We start from the raw sequence: 15,762 nt of genomic DNA on the forward strand, positions 1-15,762 counted from the left end.
AAATGCTCATAGTGTTGGCGGTAATTACTGGCTTTTTGTTGTTAATAACCTTATTGCCGCTGTCATACAGTCAGCACTATTTAGTCCGTAGCTGCGATTTTGTGCGCTTGCAGGTGTGTTACCTAGCAAGCGCTGTAATTATCGTTGCACTAATAGGTATGTGGCAAATCGACTTTATTGCATACTCATTAATAGCGGCTGTTGCTTTAATTATTTGTGCGCTTCAAGCTAAGTGGATTTATCCTTATACATGGCTTGCTAAAAAAGAGGTGCAAAGCGCACCGGAAAATATCAACCACAGCATTCGTATTATGTCGGCTAATGTACTTATGTCGAACCACAATAGTGAGCAGCTCATTAGCCTTGTTAATACCTATGAACCCGACCTACTCATCACTCTAGAAAGCGATAGCTGGTGGCAAGATAAGTTATCTGTGCTTAAAAAAAACTACCCTTATCAAGTACAGTGCCCAAAAGATAACCGCTACGGCATGCATGTCTTTAGTAAATTTAACATACTCGATGCACAAATTTGTGAACTCATAGAAGATAATATTCCCTCTATTCATATTTTGTTTGAAAATCATCAAGGGCTAAAAATGCAAGGCCACTTTATTCATCCTGCCCCACCGAGCCCAACCGAAGAAGATTCATCGCGTCCGCGCGATAGCGAACTAATAATGGTGGCTAAAGCGCTTAAAAATCCAAGCCGCCCGACGATAGTCGCCGGCGATTTAAATGATGTAGCTTGGTCACGCAGCACCCGTTTATTTATGCAAATCAGTGGCTTTTTAGACCCACGTAAAGGACGGGGCTTTTATAACACTTTTCATGCTGGTTACTTTTTTATGCGCTGGCCGCTCGATCACTTATTTCACTCTACAGGTTTTACTGTAAAGCGTATCAAACGTCTTGCTAAATATGGCTCCGATCACTTTGCTCTGCTTACCGAACTTGTTTATGAAGATGCTAATCAGCAATCACTCGAAACAAAGCCCAGCGAGCTTAAACAGCAGGACATACAAGAGCTTGCTATGAGCAAAGCCGATAAACGTAAAGTGCCTAGGTTTGAAAAAGGCTAGATGAAGTACAGGTATTAGGTTAAAGGCTTTAGGCGAAAGGCAAAATTAATACATTAGGGGCGTGCTTTTAAATTTGCGGGATTTTATATAGCGAGCTATTTAGTTGAGTGTTAATTAGCAAAGAGATTCATTATGTTTAATAAAATTATCTACTTTTGGTTTACAGAGCTTGAGCCTAAGCAGTGGTGGCAAAAAGATGAGGCGTTTGATTTGATGATTCAGGCTCGTTTTGGCCAATTACACCAGCAAGCGAGTGCGAGTGAGTTATTTCAATGGCGTGAGAGTGCATTAGGCAGCCTAGCTGAAATTATCGTGCTTGATCAGTTCTCGCGCAATATTTATCGTGACAAGCCAGCATCATTCGCCTGTGATTCAATGGCTTTAGCGTTAGCACAATCGGCCATTACAAAAGGGTTTGATAAGAAGTTGACGGATGAGCAGCGAGTATTTTTGTATATGCCTTTTATGCACAGCGAATCGAAGTTAATTCATAAGGAAGCGGTTAAGTTATATAAGGGATTAGGTATTCAAAATAACTTAGACTTTGAGTATCAACATAAAGCGATTATCGATAAATTTAATCGTTACCCGCATCGTAATAAAATACTGGGGCGGGAGTCTACAGAAGAAGAACGCGAGTTTTTAAAACAGCCCAATTCAGGTTTTTAGATTCATCAGACAAAAAAACACCGCGCTTATTACAAGCGCGGTGTTTAGTTTTATTAACCAGATACCTGATATTAGCTATTAATCATGATGCTTTTAACATTCACAAACTCGCGAATACCAAAGCCGCCATGTTCTCTGCCATAGCCACTGTCTTTAACACCGCCAAATGGTAAGTTCGGTTGTGCCAGTCCGTAACCGTTTATGTTGATCATACCGGTATCAAAATGCTTTTTAGCCAGCTCAATGGCTTTTTTCTCATCTTTTGAAAAGATACCACCGCCTAGTCCATAACGGGAGTCGTTGGCAATACGCATAGCGTCATCATTATCTTTGGCTTTAATCAAAGATGCCACAGGGCCAAATAATTCGTCATCGTATGCAGGCATCCCTGGTGATAAATTTTCTAGTACTGTAGGCGGGTAGTAATAGCCTGTTTGCTGCGGAATTTCGCCGCCTACAATTACTTTTGCGCCTGCATTTACCGAGTCTTGCACTTGCTGATGAATTTTGTCGCGTAAATCTTCGCGTGCCATAGGACCCAGTTCCGTATCTTTATCCATAGGGTCGCCCATTTTAATTGCTTTAAATTGCTGGCTCAGCGCTTCTTTAAAGTCATTGTATAATGAGTCAACTACCACAAAGCGCTTGGCAGCCACACAGGTTTGCCCATTGTTAATAATGCGGCCCTGCAAACAGGTTTTAACTGCTAGTGCGAGGTCGGCATCATCAAGTACAACATAAGCATCGTTACTGCCAAGCTCCAATACCGTTTTTTTAACGTGCTTACCGGCTTGCTCAGCTACTTTTTTACCTGTGCCATCACTTCCTGTGAAGGTAACGCCACTAATGTGTTCATGAGAAATAAGTGCGCTGGCTGTTTTTCCGTCAATTAGTAAGTTACTAAAGCAATGCTCAGGGAACCCAGCTTGTTTAAATAAGGTATCTATTTTTTCAGCCATACCAAATACATTGCCCGCGTGTTTTAATACCGTGGTATTACCCGCCATAATATTTGCGGCACTGTATCTAATAACTTGATAAAGTGGGAAGTTCCATGGCTGAATACCTAGCAACACGCCAGTAGGGCGATAACTTATAATTGCACGACCGCCTTGCATATCGCGTTCTTCGTCGCTCAGCATATCGGCGCCATGTTCTGCGGTATAACGGCAAATGTCAGCACAAAGCTGCACTTCTTGAAAGCCTTGTTCGTACACTTTACCCATTTCTTCGGTCATCAGTTTAGCAAGCGCTTCTTTTTGCTCTTCAAATAAAGAGGCTAGCTTATTCAAGTATTTAGCGCGCTCAGTAAACGAGGTTAATCGCCATGTTAAGTATGTTTCATGAGACTTTTCGATCACTTGTTCTGCTTGAGCTTGAGAAAGCAGCGTATAGCTATTGATGACTTGCTCGGTTGCTGGATTGATCGTATCTACTGTGTTACTCATTTTACCTCCTAACAAATTATGTAATAGGGTAGGTGCAAAACCAAAGCCAGTTGGGCGATAGTTTATAAAAATTCATAACTTTTTGTTAATAATGGTTTTTATATTACTTTATACAAAAATCTAGATTTTGTTTGTTCGTTGTTTTTGCTATGGTTCTGTAAATACTGCAAGTTGTTGAAAAAGTTACAGGGAGTAGTTAGATGGTACAGTCATTGTTTAATATCGATTTACCTCTTATTCAAGCGCCTATGGCGGGCGTACAAAACGTTGAATTGGCTGCAAGCGTTTGTGAAGCTGGCGGGCTAGGGTCGTTGCCTTGTGCTATGTTATCGCCAGCACAGTTAGTTGAACAGCTCGACTTACTTACTCAAAAAACAGATAAACCATTTAATCTAAACTTTTTTTGTCACTCGGTTACTGATTACACCAGCCAACAAAAGCAGCAATGGCATAATATGCTGAGCCCTTATTTTGCAGAGTATGAAATTGACCCGCAAAGTTTAACCGCAGGGGCATCCCGTCAGCCTATAAACCAAGCCGTTGTTGATATTATTGCACCCTATAAACCGGCAGTTGTGAGTTTTCATTTTGGTTTACCTAAGCACGCTATTGTGGCGCAAATAAAAAGCTGGGGCACTAAAGTAATTTCAACGGCGACCACTTTAGATGAAGCTATTTGGCTCAGTGAAAATGGCGCTGATGCTGTTATTGCTCAGGGTTTAGAAGCTGGAGGGCATCGAGGGCATTTTTTATCAATGGATTTAAGCTTGCAACAAACCACTGAGCAGTTAGTTAAGCGTTGTGTTGAGTATTTATCATTACCGATTATTGCTGCAGGAGGTATTGCAACGGCAGATGATGTAAAGCATATGAAAGCGCTGGGAGCCAGTGGAGTTCAAGTTGGTAGCGCTTATTTATTATGTAAAGAGGCAAAAACATCTGCTTTACATCAGCAAGCTATTTTAGAGCAGGCTCAAGATAGCACCGCACTAACTACTTTGTTTTCAGGTCGAGCCGCGCGGGGTATTCAAAACCGCGTCATGCTCGAGTTAGGTACTATGCCTGAGGGCGTGCCTTCGTTTCCTCACGCTAGTAGCGCAATAACTGCATTAAGAACATGCGCTGAAAAAGCAGGCCAAAGTGATTTTTCGCCTTTATGGTGTGGTCAAAAGTATGTGCCTCGGGTGGGGGTATCAGCTGCGGATATTACGCATATTTTAATGGAAAAATGGTAATGTTTAATGTCTGATAACCCACTTTTATCGCTTGGCGATAGTTATGAAGTGCTTATAAATAAGCTTAAAACACAATTGGCAGGTATTTACCCTCAACAGCTTGTCGCGCGCAATACCGTGTTATTGCCCCAAGGCGATGTACAGCGTTATGGCTATTTAATTGTGGAGGGGGTTTTAGGTGCTATTCATGATGATATTGATGGCGGGCAAAAATGCAAAGAGTTTTATTTTAAAAATGAGTTTGCATTGCTGTTTGCCAATTGGATGACCTCAAGCCCCGCTTTTTACCAATTAAAAGTAATTAATGAGGCAAGTGTAATTAAAGTACCGCTGACACTATTTGAGCAAGCACAGTACCAACTCATTAAGCAGCAACTCATTGCGCAGCAACTAATATTTAAAGAAGCCAAAGAAGCATTTTTATTACTCAACAGCCCCGAGCAGCGATACTGTTACTTGCTTAAACATAAACCGCATTGGTTGGCGCAGTTAAGCTTAAGCCAAGTGGCTATGTATATAGGTATTTCGGCCATTTCGTTATCTCGAATTCGTAAGCGACTTAACTTAAGTTAAGTGCTGTTTATATAAAGCACTATACACTCCTCATTTTTACGCCTTTAGTGCCTTGGAGTGTTATGTTTTTAATTGCCCAATCATTGGTTGCCGTCGCGACTTTACTCGACTTAGCTTCATTTCAGTTTAAGTCCCGACGCATTATTTTATGTTGTTTATTTACCTCTGTGTTATTAACCTCAGTCCACTTTTTTATTTTGGGTTATAACAGTGCTGGCTGCTTAATGCTTATTGCCGCGTTACGTTATTTTTACTGCATATACTTTAAGCATACTTGGGCCATGTTTGGATTTATGGCAGTGAGTTGTTTAGCCGTTTATTTAACATGGCAAGATTGGTTTAGTGGCTTTGCGCTGGTGGCGACATTAATACAAACCATTGCTTCATTTCAAAATAGAGACTTGCACTTGAGGTTATGTATGGTGGTGGGAACCTCTTTTTGGATAACGCATAATATTTTTGCTGGCTCCCCTGTGGCAATAATTATGGAAAGCCTATTTTTAAGTAGTAACTTATTTGGTTTATATCGATTTTATATTAGTAAAAAAGTCTTGCTGAACCTCAAGTAGGAACGTAAAATGCAGCAATGTAAACTTATTAAAAGAACTGTTTGGCAATTTCTTTTAATAAAAAGGTTTCTCGAATAATCGACAATCCTTGTTTATCGCTATTAGCTAATGTGCGTTCGTTGTGAGCTATCGCCTCAAAAATATTTACCCATTTAGCTTGCATACCATTTTGTTGCTCATAGTGCTCAAGCTGTGCTTGGCCGAGTTGTTCGTTAATTTCGCATACATAACAGTATGACTTTATATGAATAATATCAAAGTCATCTTTGTACCAAGGACGATATTCTTCATAGAGGCCAAACTCACTGCAGATTTTTATATTTTGCGCGCCAGTTTCTTCATTAAGCTCTCTGATAAGTCCTTGTTCAATGCTTTCGTGTAAGTCTACGCCACCACCGGGTAAACTAAAATCGTCATAGCGCTGAGTGTACATTAATAAAATGTACTGCTGTTTAAATACAATTGCGCGAGCAGTAGGGCGAGTAAACTGACGACCATGAGTAATATTAATAGTGGGGTGAATAGTGGTTTTTAATAGGCGCATAACGACTCCAGCAATAAAGGTAAATTATATCAGTTGGTTGTATTAATTACTTCATTGTTAAAAAGTAATTAACTGAAAAGATTGTTAATTTAAGCGTTTATACATATATCTGTAGTTATAATGGCGAACTATTAAAAAATAAAATGTCATTGTTTTAGTCCTGCTCTGAATACCTTTCATTTGTTTAAAGGGGTGAGTAGAATAATAAAAAAGCATAGGGATTAATCATGTTAAATATACTTTTAGTTGATGACGACATCGAATTTAGTGATGTTATTTGTCATATTGTTGAGTTTCTTGGGCATAATATTCAAACTGCAACCAGTTTAGAAGAAGCGCATCAGTGGTTTGAGAATAATTCCTTTGATCATGTATTACTGGATTTCATGTTACCCGATGGTAGCGGCTTGCACTTATTAGACCATTTAAAAATGATTGGTCAATCTCCTAAAGTCACTCTTATTTCAGGGCACCCATCGGTTAAGGGGATTTTAGCCGATATGTGTGAGCCCAATGTAACGCATTTACTAAAGCCGCTGCAGCGAGAAGATTTAGAACTGGTTTTAAATGGTCCTAAAAAAACTGTTAAAAAAGCTAAGAAAAACGCTATCACCCATCATTTTGATACCTTAATTGGTGAATCTGAGGCAATGCAAAAGCTCTATACTATGATAGAACGTGTTGCTAAAACACAGGCTAACGTAATGTTAGTAGGTGAAAGTGGTGCCGGTAAAGAAGTGGTTGCACAAGCGATTCATAATGCCAGTCAATGCGAAGGACCTTTAGTTGCTAGCAACTGTGGCGCCCTTTCAAAAGAGCTTATTGGCAGTGAATTATTTGGTCATGAAAAAGGTGCCTTTACAGGGGCGATAGCCCGCAAAGAGGGCGTGTTTGAACAGGCAAATGATGGCACCTTATTTTTAGATGAAGTCACTGAAATGCCCATTGGCATGCAGCCTAATTTATTGCGCGTATTAGAAACAAAAAAAGTAACAAGGGTAGGTGGCAACCGAGAAATTCCAACTAACTGCCGTGTTATTTCAGCGACTAATCGCTCCCTTACCGATTTAGCGCAGAATAATATTTTACGTGAAGATATTTACTTTAGGCTTGCCGTATTTCCTATTGATATACCGCCATTACGTGAACGAAAAGACGATATTCCATTATTGGCAAAAGTCTTTTTAGAGCAGTTAAATGACGAAAATGGCACTGCTTTTAGCTGGACGAACGAGCAACTTAAAGAGCTGCAAACGTACGACTGGCCAGGTAATGTACGTGAACTTCGTCATGCAATTCATCGCGCTTTTATTATGAGCGATCCACAAACAAGCGATGTGGCACTGCCTGATAACCTAGAGTCACCTTTTTCACGAGTAAATAATCAAGCTCAGGAAAATCAGGTTTCTGCAGGACAAACCATTGAAGAAGTTGAAAAAGAGCTTATTCATGCAACACTCGATAAAGTACAAGGTAATAAAACATTGGCTGCACAAATGTTAGGTATAAGTACTAAAACGCTTTATAACCGCCTTAACGCATATGGTGGCATTGGCGAATATAAATAAAACAACATGAGGATAGTATGGCATTAACTAAACAAATAAAGCCTTTAAACGAATTAGTACATGATGCGCGGGCACCGTTAAATCGTATTTCAATGAATGCTGAGCTTATCAAGCTAGTACTTGAAAACGATATGCCCGTCGAAAAAGCACTCGAGGCACTCGATAAAATAATTGTTAATTGCCAAGCATGTAGTGACAGTTTACAGCTTATTTCAGACTCAAAATAATAAAAACCAGGACGATAAATGATTAAACGCAAACAGCAAGGCAAAGCAAATGTAGTATGGGCGTTATTTATCTCCATAATACTATGCATTATTGTAGGTAATGCATTTTTAGCGGTTAATACCATACAAGGCTTAACGCGTACTCAGCAAAGTTTAGATAACACTAATATGTTAAGCACGGCGATAGAGCAATTGCACCTTTCGGTAGTGCAAGCTGAGTCGGGGCAGCGTGGGTATTTATTAACTCAAACGGATGATTATTTAGTGCCTTACTACGATGCTATCGCACAAATAAAGTCTCAAACGAACCATGTGAGCGCCTTACATTCTGAAATTGACGGGCAGGCTGAGCGTATTGCACAGCTGTTACTCTTGGTTGAAGCTAAAATAGCTGAGCTTAAAAAAACGGTTAAATTAGCATTAAATGATAAAGAAAAACGCGCTTTAGTAATACTGAACTCACATGAAGGGCGAGACCTATATAGAGAGATCCGTCAGCGAGTTAATGATATACAAGAACGTGAATTGCTGTTTAAAGTCAGTCACTTTTCGAAATTAGCACAAATTAAGAAAGAAGCTAAAATCACTTTTGGTATTACTGCAGTGACCAGCGCATTATTGATTTTGGGTATGTTTTTATTGGCTAGACTTAATTTAAAAAATGCGGCCGAGTATCGTGCTGAGCTTGAAATGCAAAACGAAACCTTAGCCAGTAAAGTGACCGAACGTACCCAAGAACTTACGTTATATTCTGATGAGTTAAGTCGCAGTAACCGAGAGTTAGAAGAGTTTGCTTTTGTTGCCAGTCATGACTTGCAAGAGCCGCTAAGAAAAATCCAAGCATTTAGTGATCGGCTTGAAAGCATGTTTAAAGACGAGTTGGGTGAAAAGGGAACTGACTACATTGCCCGCATGAAAAATGCCGCACAGCGCATGTCTAATTTAATTAATGATTTATTAGAGTTCTCTCGAGTAACAACTCGAGGTAAAGATTTTACCGACACCAATCTAAATAGCATACTTAATGATATTTTAAGCGATTTAGAAATAGCCATTAATGAGTCTAATGCGCAAGTGATAACGGTTGATATGCCAATCATTCAGGCTGATCCGAGTCAAATGCATCAGCTGTTTTTAAACTTAATTTCAAATGCAGTGAAGTTTAGAGCGCCTAACGTAAATCCTGTTATTGATATTAGCTTTGAACGAATTAGCGAGTTTAGTGAAGACCATAATAGTAAAGTAAGTTGGCATGTTATTACTGTAAAAGATAATGGTATCGGCTTTTCAGCTGAGTATGCAGATAAAATATTTGTGCCATTTCAGCGTTTACATGGACGTTCTCAATATAAAGGAACCGGCATTGGATTATCTGTGTGTCGCAGAATTGTAGAGCGACATGGCGGAACTATTACAGCAATAAGCACCCCTAATGAAGGCGCAACCTTCATTATTAAACTACCTGTGGATGCAGAGTTATTCACATTACAAGGAGAGGCATAATATGCCATTAACAAACGTAAAACCCATTACCATTTTAATGGCAGACGATGATGAAGATGATCGTTTATTAACCCAAGATGCCCTCGCTGAAAGTCGCGTTTTAAATGAATTACACTTTGTTGAAGACGGTGTAGAGCTTTTAGAGTATTTAGAGCGTAAAGGGAAGTTTGAAGATAAAACCCTGTCACCAAGACCTGGCTTGATTTTACTCGACTTAAACATGCCGAGAATGGATGGACGTGAAGCACTTCAAGCGATCAAAGCCAACCCTAATTTAAAAGGTATTCCCGTTGTTATTTTAACTACTTCAAAGCAAGAAGAGGATATGGTTAAAGGTTACGATTTAGGTGCGGCGTCATATATTACCAAGCCAGTAACTTTTGATGGTTTAGTTGAGTTGATGAAAACGTTAGGTAAATACTGGGTTGAATTTGTAGAGCTACCAAGCACGTTTAACGATTAAGCATATAATTAAAATAGGAGACGCTATGTTAGCAAAGGCAACGAAACTGCTATTGGTTGAAGATGATGAAGATGATTACATTCTTACTCGTGACTATTTAGAGCAGCTCAGTTCCCATGTGTTTGACATAGACTGGATAAGCTCTCCTGAGCAGGCAATACATGTACTAAGTAAAAATGAGCATGATATTTGCCTGCTTGATTATCGCTTAGGTGCCTCAGATGGCTTAAGTGTTTTAAAGCAAGCGATTAAGAATGGCTTTTGTGGGCCTATTATCATGTTAACGGGGCAATCTAACGATGCGCTAGATTCGGCTGCGCTTGATGCTGGTGCGGTTGATTACTTAGTTAAAAGTGAAATGAGTGGTAGCCGGTTTGCCCGTTCTATTCGTTATGCATTAGCGCGCCGCGATGTAGAAGATGAGCGAGTTGAGCGTTTAAAAGCAGAGGCCGAAAACCGTTCAAAAGACCGCTTTTTAGCGCATTTAAGCCACGAACTGCGAACTCCCTTGTCGTCTATTTTAGGCTATACCGAACTACTTATGCTCAGTGATTTTAGCAAGCAAGCTGAAAATGAGTTGGGCGTTATTTATCGTAATGGCAAACATTTATTGAGCTTACTGAATGATGTTTTAGATTTATCTAAAATTGCAGTCGATAAGCTTGAGCTAAGCTTGGGGGATGTTAATCTTGATAGCCTAATGGCCGACGTGTTTACGCTAATGCGTGTATCAGCCCTTGATAAAGGTTTATCATTAAAATTTGAATCACTGGAGCCTTTGCCATTAGTTATTCGTGTAGATGCTACTCGGGTACGACAAATTCTCATTAACCTGATAAATAATGCGATAAAATTTACCGAGCAAGGCGAAATTATCGTTAACGCATGGACAGAGACGGTGGCTGAACGTGAAATGCTCTTTTTTAGCATTAAAGATTCAGGCTTGGGTATTGCTCCAGAAAAACAAGCACTCATCTTTAAGCCTTTTGAGCAAATTGCCGATGTAGAGTCGCGCTCAGTAGGTGGTGCGGGCTTGGGATTAGCTATTTGTTCTGAGCTACTTAGTCGTATGCAGGGTACTATTTCATTAGATTCTTATGTAGGTGAGGGCTCAACGTTTACCATTTCCTTATACCCTGGTGATATCAGACAGGTAGAGCGCAATTTATTAAAGCTTGATTTAACCCCCAACATGCAGCAAAAAGTAGCGCCATGCGAAGTAAGTGGCAAAGTGTTGGTGGTGGATGACTTACGCGATTTACGCGTGTTAGTTGGCCATTTAATTGGCTCAGCGGGTGCAGATGTAGATTATGCCGATAATGGCAAACAAGCGCTTGATAAGGTTAAAAAGCAACTCGCAGAAGGCCGCGCCGCTTACGATATTATATTTTTAGATATTCATATGCCGGTGATGGGCGGAAAAGAAGCAGCCATTGAACTTAGAAAGTTAGGGTTTAAAGGGGCGATTATTGCTTTAACCGCGGCCACCATGAAAGGTATTCATAACGAACTAACCGCGTTAGGGTTTGACGATATGATTGCTAAACCTGTGGATTCCAACTTACTTTACCAATGCTTAGAGTCAGCGCTGGGGAAAAAAACACAACGTGTTTCATCGATACAGCCAACGCCAAAACATAATACTAATATAAAGCGATTTTTATTAGTGGAAGACGATGCTGATGCCGGACAAATTACTCAGTTATTATTAGAAAGTTTGGATGTAGACACGGATATAGCAACAAGTGTCAAAGACTGTAAGGCGACGCTTGAGCATAACAGTAATTACGACAAAGTATTACTCGATATGCATTTACCCGATGGTTCAGGTTTAGAGCTTGCTGGGTTTATTAAAGAACACTATCCTGATATTCAACGAGTTATTATTAGTGGAATGGAGCCTGATGCCGTACACATTAGGCAGCTAGAAATAGAGCAAGTTTTGCTTAAACCAATAAACTTGGCGCTATTAAGTAAACTTGTTTAACGCCACTATTTGCCAATTTATATAATAATTAGCTAGGTAATATTAACGACCGATTGGCGTATGACTAATTCGGGCTGAAATAAAGTTTGAATAGGCTGTACGCTTTTTTGATATACATGGCTCAGTACCCACTGTGCAGCTACTTTTCCCATTTCATCTATTGGGTAATTAATAGTGCTTAAAGGGGGGTATACATGGCGGGTAAAGAACACGTTATCGTAGCCTATTATTGAAAGTTGTGCGGGTAGTTCAATGCCATGCTCTCTGGCACTGACCATTGCACCCGTTGCCATTTCGTCATTGGCGCACACTAAGGCGGTAATGGCGGGGTTATTTTTATAAAGAGCAGAAAATCCTTCGTAGCCGCTATCTTCTATAAAGTCACCTTCATACAAACTGTTTTCATCAAACTCAATGTCGTGTTCAGCAAGTGCTTGTTTATGTCCGTTTAAACGCTCTTGAGCGTCTTTTTTCCATAAAGGACCGCTAATGTAAGCAATGTTTTTGTGACCAGACTCAAGAATGTATTTAGTCGCTAAATAGCCCCCTTTAATATTATCAAGAATAATACAGCGATCGGCGAGCTCAGGAATATGGCGATTAAGTAAAACAAACGGCGTTTTACCTTTGCTCAGCTTTATTAAATATTCATCGCTAACCGCTTCAACATGCAAAATAAGTGCATCACAATTACGGCTAATTAAAAACTCTATGCCTTGTTGTTCTCGCTCTGCGTCACTGTGCCCTGCGGTAATAATAACGTGTTTACCTTGTTTTCTGAGGGTGTTTTCTATGCCGCTCATCATAGGGCCATAAAAAGGACCTTTTAACTCAGAAACCAATAAGCCAGCACTATTAGAGCAATTAGAGGCCAGTGATTGCGCAATAGAATTTGGGCGGTAGCCTAATTCTTCCATCGCTAAAGTCACTTTTTTTCTGGTTGCATCACTTACGTTTGCATTGTTGTTCATTACTCTTGAAACAGTGGCAAGTGATACCCCTGCAAGCTTTGACACCTCATAAATGGTGGCCATACTATTCCTTGTTACAAATTACTTTTTTGTGTTAAATCGGCGGTGATTTTTTTTATGGTTTTGTTATCTAAGTTGTATTTAGTCATTATTAAAGCCACAAGTATACTGCCAATAGCAGGGTAGAGTGTAAATGAGGTTAAAATACCGCTTTTAGTTGCTTCGCTTAATTCTACATTGGCTTGATACTGATAATACGCAAGTAACCAACCCGCTATAGCGCCGCCTAATGCGAGCCCCAATTTGATAAAAAATACCACGCTTGCATAAACCAAACCTGTGAGTCGTTGACCATTTTGCCAAACTCCGTAGTCAATAGCATCTGCCATTTTTGCCCACAATAAAGGTGTCGCCATTTGAGTGAAAAAGCACCATAAAAAATACATTAAAAAGGCGAGTAAAACTTGCTCATTAGGGACAAAAAAAGCAAAACAGCTCAATATGGCAGAAATATATTGCAGATAAATATAAGCCGTTTTTTTATCTAAGCGTTTACTTAAAGGTTGCGCACACGCACAGCCTATAATATTACCGACCATACCTAAAGTCACAAATTCGGTGATTAAATCTTCTTTTCCAAGAACATACTTTACATAGTAAATAGCTAATGTCGTGCGCAGCACCATACTGGTCAATAATATCAGTGCTGCCATACACAATATTTTAAACGGCTGATTTTGCCATAAAACGTGAAGTTGTGTTTTTAAAGATAATTTATGTGGTGGATTGATCACCCGCTCTTTGGTGTAACGAAAACAAATTAGAAATAACACTACACCTAGGCAACTCATAACCAGCATGGTGAATTGATAGCCCAACTCGTTATTACCCTCCCCAAACCACTTTACTAAAGGTAAAGTGCAGCTCGTAACCAATAACCCCCCCAGCATGCCAAACACAAATCGATATGATTGAATAGAAACCCGTTCGTTAGGATTGCTACTGAGTACGCCGCCAAGTGCCGAATAAGGAATGTTAATTGCGGTATAAACCAACATTAGCAAGGTGTAGGTAACGAACGCGTAAATAATTTTGTTGCCGTCATCCATCGCGGGGGTAGTAAAGGTAATCACGCTTATAACAGCGAAGGGGATGGCAAGCCAAAGTAGATAAGGTCGGTAGCTACCGTATTTTGTATGAGTGGCATCGGTCAGGGCGCCCATTATTGGGTCTGTAACTGCATCAATGACTCTGACGACTAAAAAAAGGGTACCAACAACAGCAGGCGAAATACCAAAAATGTCGGTGTAGAAAAAAGTTAAAAATAGCATTACGGTTTGAAAAATAATATTACTGGCCGTATCACCTAGGCCATAAGCTATTTTTTCTTTTTTACTCAGCATAAAAGCCACTCATTATTATTTTTGGCGCTGTTTAAGAAAATCACGATACGCAATTGCGCTTTGTTTTAAGGTGCGTTGTTGAGTTTGGTAATCAACATAGACTAGCCCAAAGCGTTTTTCATAGCCATAGGCCCATTCAAAATTATCCATTAAACTCCATGCAAAGTAGCCTTGCACATTAACGCCTTGCTCAACGGCATTATGAACGGCATTAAGGTGTGTATGGTAGTAATTGATACGATGTATGTCATCTACTTTTCCATCTATTAATACATCGGCCATCGCTGCACCGTTCTCAGTTATATATACTTTGGGTAGCGTGTAACGATCATTTAATGAAAGTAGGAGTTCACACAATCCCTGTGGGTATATTTCCCAGCCCATATCAGTGATGGCAATATTCTCTAAAGGAGCTTCGCTAAACCAATGATCTGGCGTATTTTTGTAATGGATACGAGTATAGTAATTAACCCCTAAAAAATCGATTTTTTGGCTAATTATTGCCATGTCGCCATTTGCAACATCAGGTTTTGCATCATTTGCAAGCTCCTTAATCACTTCAGGGTAGCGGCCTTCCAGCACTGCCTGAATATACCATTGGTTATGATAGTCATCAGCTAATTTAGCAGCGCGTTCATCGTCAGGAGTAAATGGATAGGCAGGGCTAAAATTAAGCACAATACCGGCCTCTATCTTAGGGCAGTTTTTGCGTATCACTTGCATCGCAAGTCCATGGGCTAGTAGTAAATGGTGCGCCGCTTGGCGTCCTGCTTTTTGACTTTTTATGCCTGGTGCATGTACCCCTATTTCATAGCCTAGGTAGGCACTACAAAACGGTTCGTTTAAGGTCGCATAAGAATCCACTAAGCCCTCTAGTTGCTGAGTTACTATATGAGCGTAATGAGCAAATTGGTAAGCTGTATCGCGGTTGAGCCAACCACCGTTGTCTTCTAAATGTTGTGGCAAATCCCAGTGATATAAAGTGACATAAGTTTTAATATTGCGTGCTTTAAGGGCCTGTAGTAATGACTTATAGAACGCCATGCCCTGAATGTTTAAACTTCCATCTTGGTGTAAAACGCGGGGCCAAGAAATAGAAAGTCGATAGGCATCAACGGCTAAATCGGCAATCATTTGAACGTCTTGTTGCCAATATTTTACATGCTCACAGGCGTGATTGCCGTTACTGTTATCTGCAATAGTGTTTGGTTTGCTACAAAAAGTATCCCAAATACATGGCAATCGCGTGTTGTGGCTTCCCTCTATTTGAAAAGAGGCCGTGGCAACACCAAAAATAAACGGCGATTTTAAAAGGGCTGACGTGCCTGGCAAATAAATTGTTTTAAACACAATGAGATACGTCCTTAAGCTTGCAATAATAATGCGCTTTACCGTAATTAGCTAAGCAATAGAAATTGTATAATACAGCAATGTAAGCGCTTACAATATTATTTGTAAATAAATTGATAAATTTTCTCTGTATGCTATAAATGTAAGCGCTTACATTTGGTGTTGCAACT

The 15,762-nt window shown here is 39.9% G+C and carries 15 protein-coding genes; 10 read left to right on the plus strand and 5 right to left on the minus strand.

Features of this window, described 5'->3' with window-relative positions; all coding sequences use genetic code 11:
* Window positions 1-2: 2 nt before the first annotated feature.
* Complete coding sequence (locus PTET_RS03225; RefSeq protein WP_024601531.1) at window positions 3-1,082, plus strand: endonuclease/exonuclease/phosphatase family protein; 1,080 nt, start codon at window positions 3-5, stop codon at window positions 1,080-1,082.
* Window positions 1,083-1,214: 132 nt separating this feature from the next.
* Window positions 1,215-1,751, plus strand: coding sequence for a DUF924 family protein (locus PTET_RS03230; protein ID WP_013464179.1), 537 nt, complete (start codon window positions 1,215-1,217; stop codon window positions 1,749-1,751).
* A 71-nt stretch (window positions 1,752-1,822) separates the two neighbouring features.
* Here PTET_RS03230 and PTET_RS03235 read toward each other — a convergent pair whose 3' ends face one another.
* On the minus strand, window positions 1,823-3,199 hold the full coding sequence (locus PTET_RS03235) for an NAD-dependent succinate-semialdehyde dehydrogenase (protein WP_013464180.1): 1,377 nt from the start codon (window positions 3,197-3,199) through the stop codon (window positions 1,823-1,825).
* 200 nt (window positions 3,200-3,399) lie between these two features.
* Here PTET_RS03235 and PTET_RS03240 point away from each other — a divergent pair, with 200 nt between their 5' ends.
* The 3 genes from PTET_RS03240 to PTET_RS03250 all read left to right on the plus strand — a co-directional run bounded on the left by PTET_RS03240 (window position 3,400) and on the right by PTET_RS03250 (window position 5,576).
* A complete protein-coding gene (locus tag PTET_RS03240) occupies window positions 3,400-4,434 on the plus strand; it encodes an NAD(P)H-dependent flavin oxidoreductase (protein ID WP_096038182.1) in 1,035 nt (344 codons plus the stop codon).
* Between the two features lie 6 nt (window positions 4,435-4,440).
* Window positions 4,441-5,007, plus strand: a complete 567-nt coding sequence (locus PTET_RS03245) for a Crp/Fnr family transcriptional regulator (RefSeq protein WP_028834352.1) — start codon at window positions 4,441-4,443, stop codon at window positions 5,005-5,007.
* 62 nt (window positions 5,008-5,069) lie between these two features.
* The gene (locus tag PTET_RS03250; RefSeq protein ID WP_024601536.1) at window positions 5,070-5,576 is read left to right on the plus strand and encodes a YgjV family protein; all 507 of its coding nucleotides are present in this window, start codon (window positions 5,070-5,072) and stop codon (window positions 5,574-5,576) included.
* Window positions 5,577-5,604: 28 nt separating this feature from the next.
* Here PTET_RS03250 and PTET_RS03255 read toward each other — a convergent pair whose 3' ends face one another.
* The gene (locus PTET_RS03255) at window positions 5,605-6,120 is read right to left on the minus strand and encodes an NUDIX hydrolase (protein ID WP_024601537.1); all 516 of its coding nucleotides are present in this window, start codon (window positions 6,118-6,120) and stop codon (window positions 5,605-5,607) included.
* A gap of 227 nt (window positions 6,121-6,347) precedes the next feature.
* On the opposite strand from PTET_RS03255, the gene PTET_RS03260 reads away from it, so the two are divergent.
* From PTET_RS03260 to PTET_RS03280, 5 genes are read left to right on the plus strand one after another with little or no spacing between them, the layout of a single operon-like run.
* Entirely contained in the window at window positions 6,348-7,688 is a 1,341-nt protein-coding gene (locus PTET_RS03260) for a sigma-54-dependent transcriptional regulator (RefSeq protein ID WP_096038183.1), read from the plus strand.
* A 17-nt stretch (window positions 7,689-7,705) separates the two neighbouring features.
* Window positions 7,706-7,915 carry a hypothetical protein gene (locus PTET_RS03265; RefSeq protein ID WP_028834349.1) on the plus strand — a complete coding sequence of 70 codons (210 nt, stop codon included), beginning with the start codon at window positions 7,706-7,708 and terminating at the stop codon, window positions 7,913-7,915.
* Between the two features lie 18 nt (window positions 7,916-7,933).
* Window positions 7,934-9,418: a sensor histidine kinase gene (locus PTET_RS03270; protein ID WP_096038184.1), complete on the plus strand. Its 1,485-nt coding sequence runs from the start codon at window positions 7,934-7,936 to the stop codon at window positions 9,416-9,418.
* Between the two features lies 1 nt (window position 9,419).
* Window positions 9,420-9,881, plus strand: a complete 462-nt coding sequence (locus tag PTET_RS03275; protein WP_028834347.1) for a response regulator — start codon at window positions 9,420-9,422, stop codon at window positions 9,879-9,881.
* A 25-nt stretch (window positions 9,882-9,906) separates the two neighbouring features.
* Complete coding sequence (locus tag PTET_RS03280) at window positions 9,907-11,868, plus strand: response regulator (RefSeq protein WP_096038185.1); 1,962 nt, start codon at window positions 9,907-9,909, stop codon at window positions 11,866-11,868.
* A 32-nt stretch (window positions 11,869-11,900) separates the two neighbouring features.
* Here the strand turns inward: PTET_RS03280 and PTET_RS03285 are convergent, their stop codons facing one another.
* Genes PTET_RS03285 through PTET_RS03295 form a run of 3 tightly spaced genes read right to left on the minus strand, consistent with a single transcriptional unit; the run spans window position 11,901 to window position 15,592 of the window.
* A complete protein-coding gene (locus PTET_RS03285) occupies window positions 11,901-12,902 on the minus strand; it encodes a LacI family DNA-binding transcriptional regulator (RefSeq protein ID WP_096038186.1) in 1,002 nt (333 codons plus the stop codon).
* A gap of 11 nt (window positions 12,903-12,913) precedes the next feature.
* Window positions 12,914-14,242: a glycoside-pentoside-hexuronide (GPH):cation symporter gene (locus PTET_RS03290; RefSeq protein ID WP_096038187.1), complete on the minus strand. Its 1,329-nt coding sequence runs from the start codon at window positions 14,240-14,242 to the stop codon at window positions 12,914-12,916.
* Window positions 14,243-14,257: 15 nt separating this feature from the next.
* The gene (locus tag PTET_RS03295) at window positions 14,258-15,592 is read right to left on the minus strand and encodes a GH1 family beta-glucosidase (protein ID WP_096038188.1); all 1,335 of its coding nucleotides are present in this window, start codon (window positions 15,590-15,592) and stop codon (window positions 14,258-14,260) included.
* Between the last annotated feature and the right edge of the window lie 170 nt (window positions 15,593-15,762).

Origin of the sequence: Pseudoalteromonas tetraodonis, assembly GCF_002310835.1 — a bacterium.
Taxonomy (GTDB): Bacteria; Pseudomonadota; Gammaproteobacteria; order Enterobacterales; family Alteromonadaceae; genus Pseudoalteromonas; species Pseudoalteromonas tetraodonis.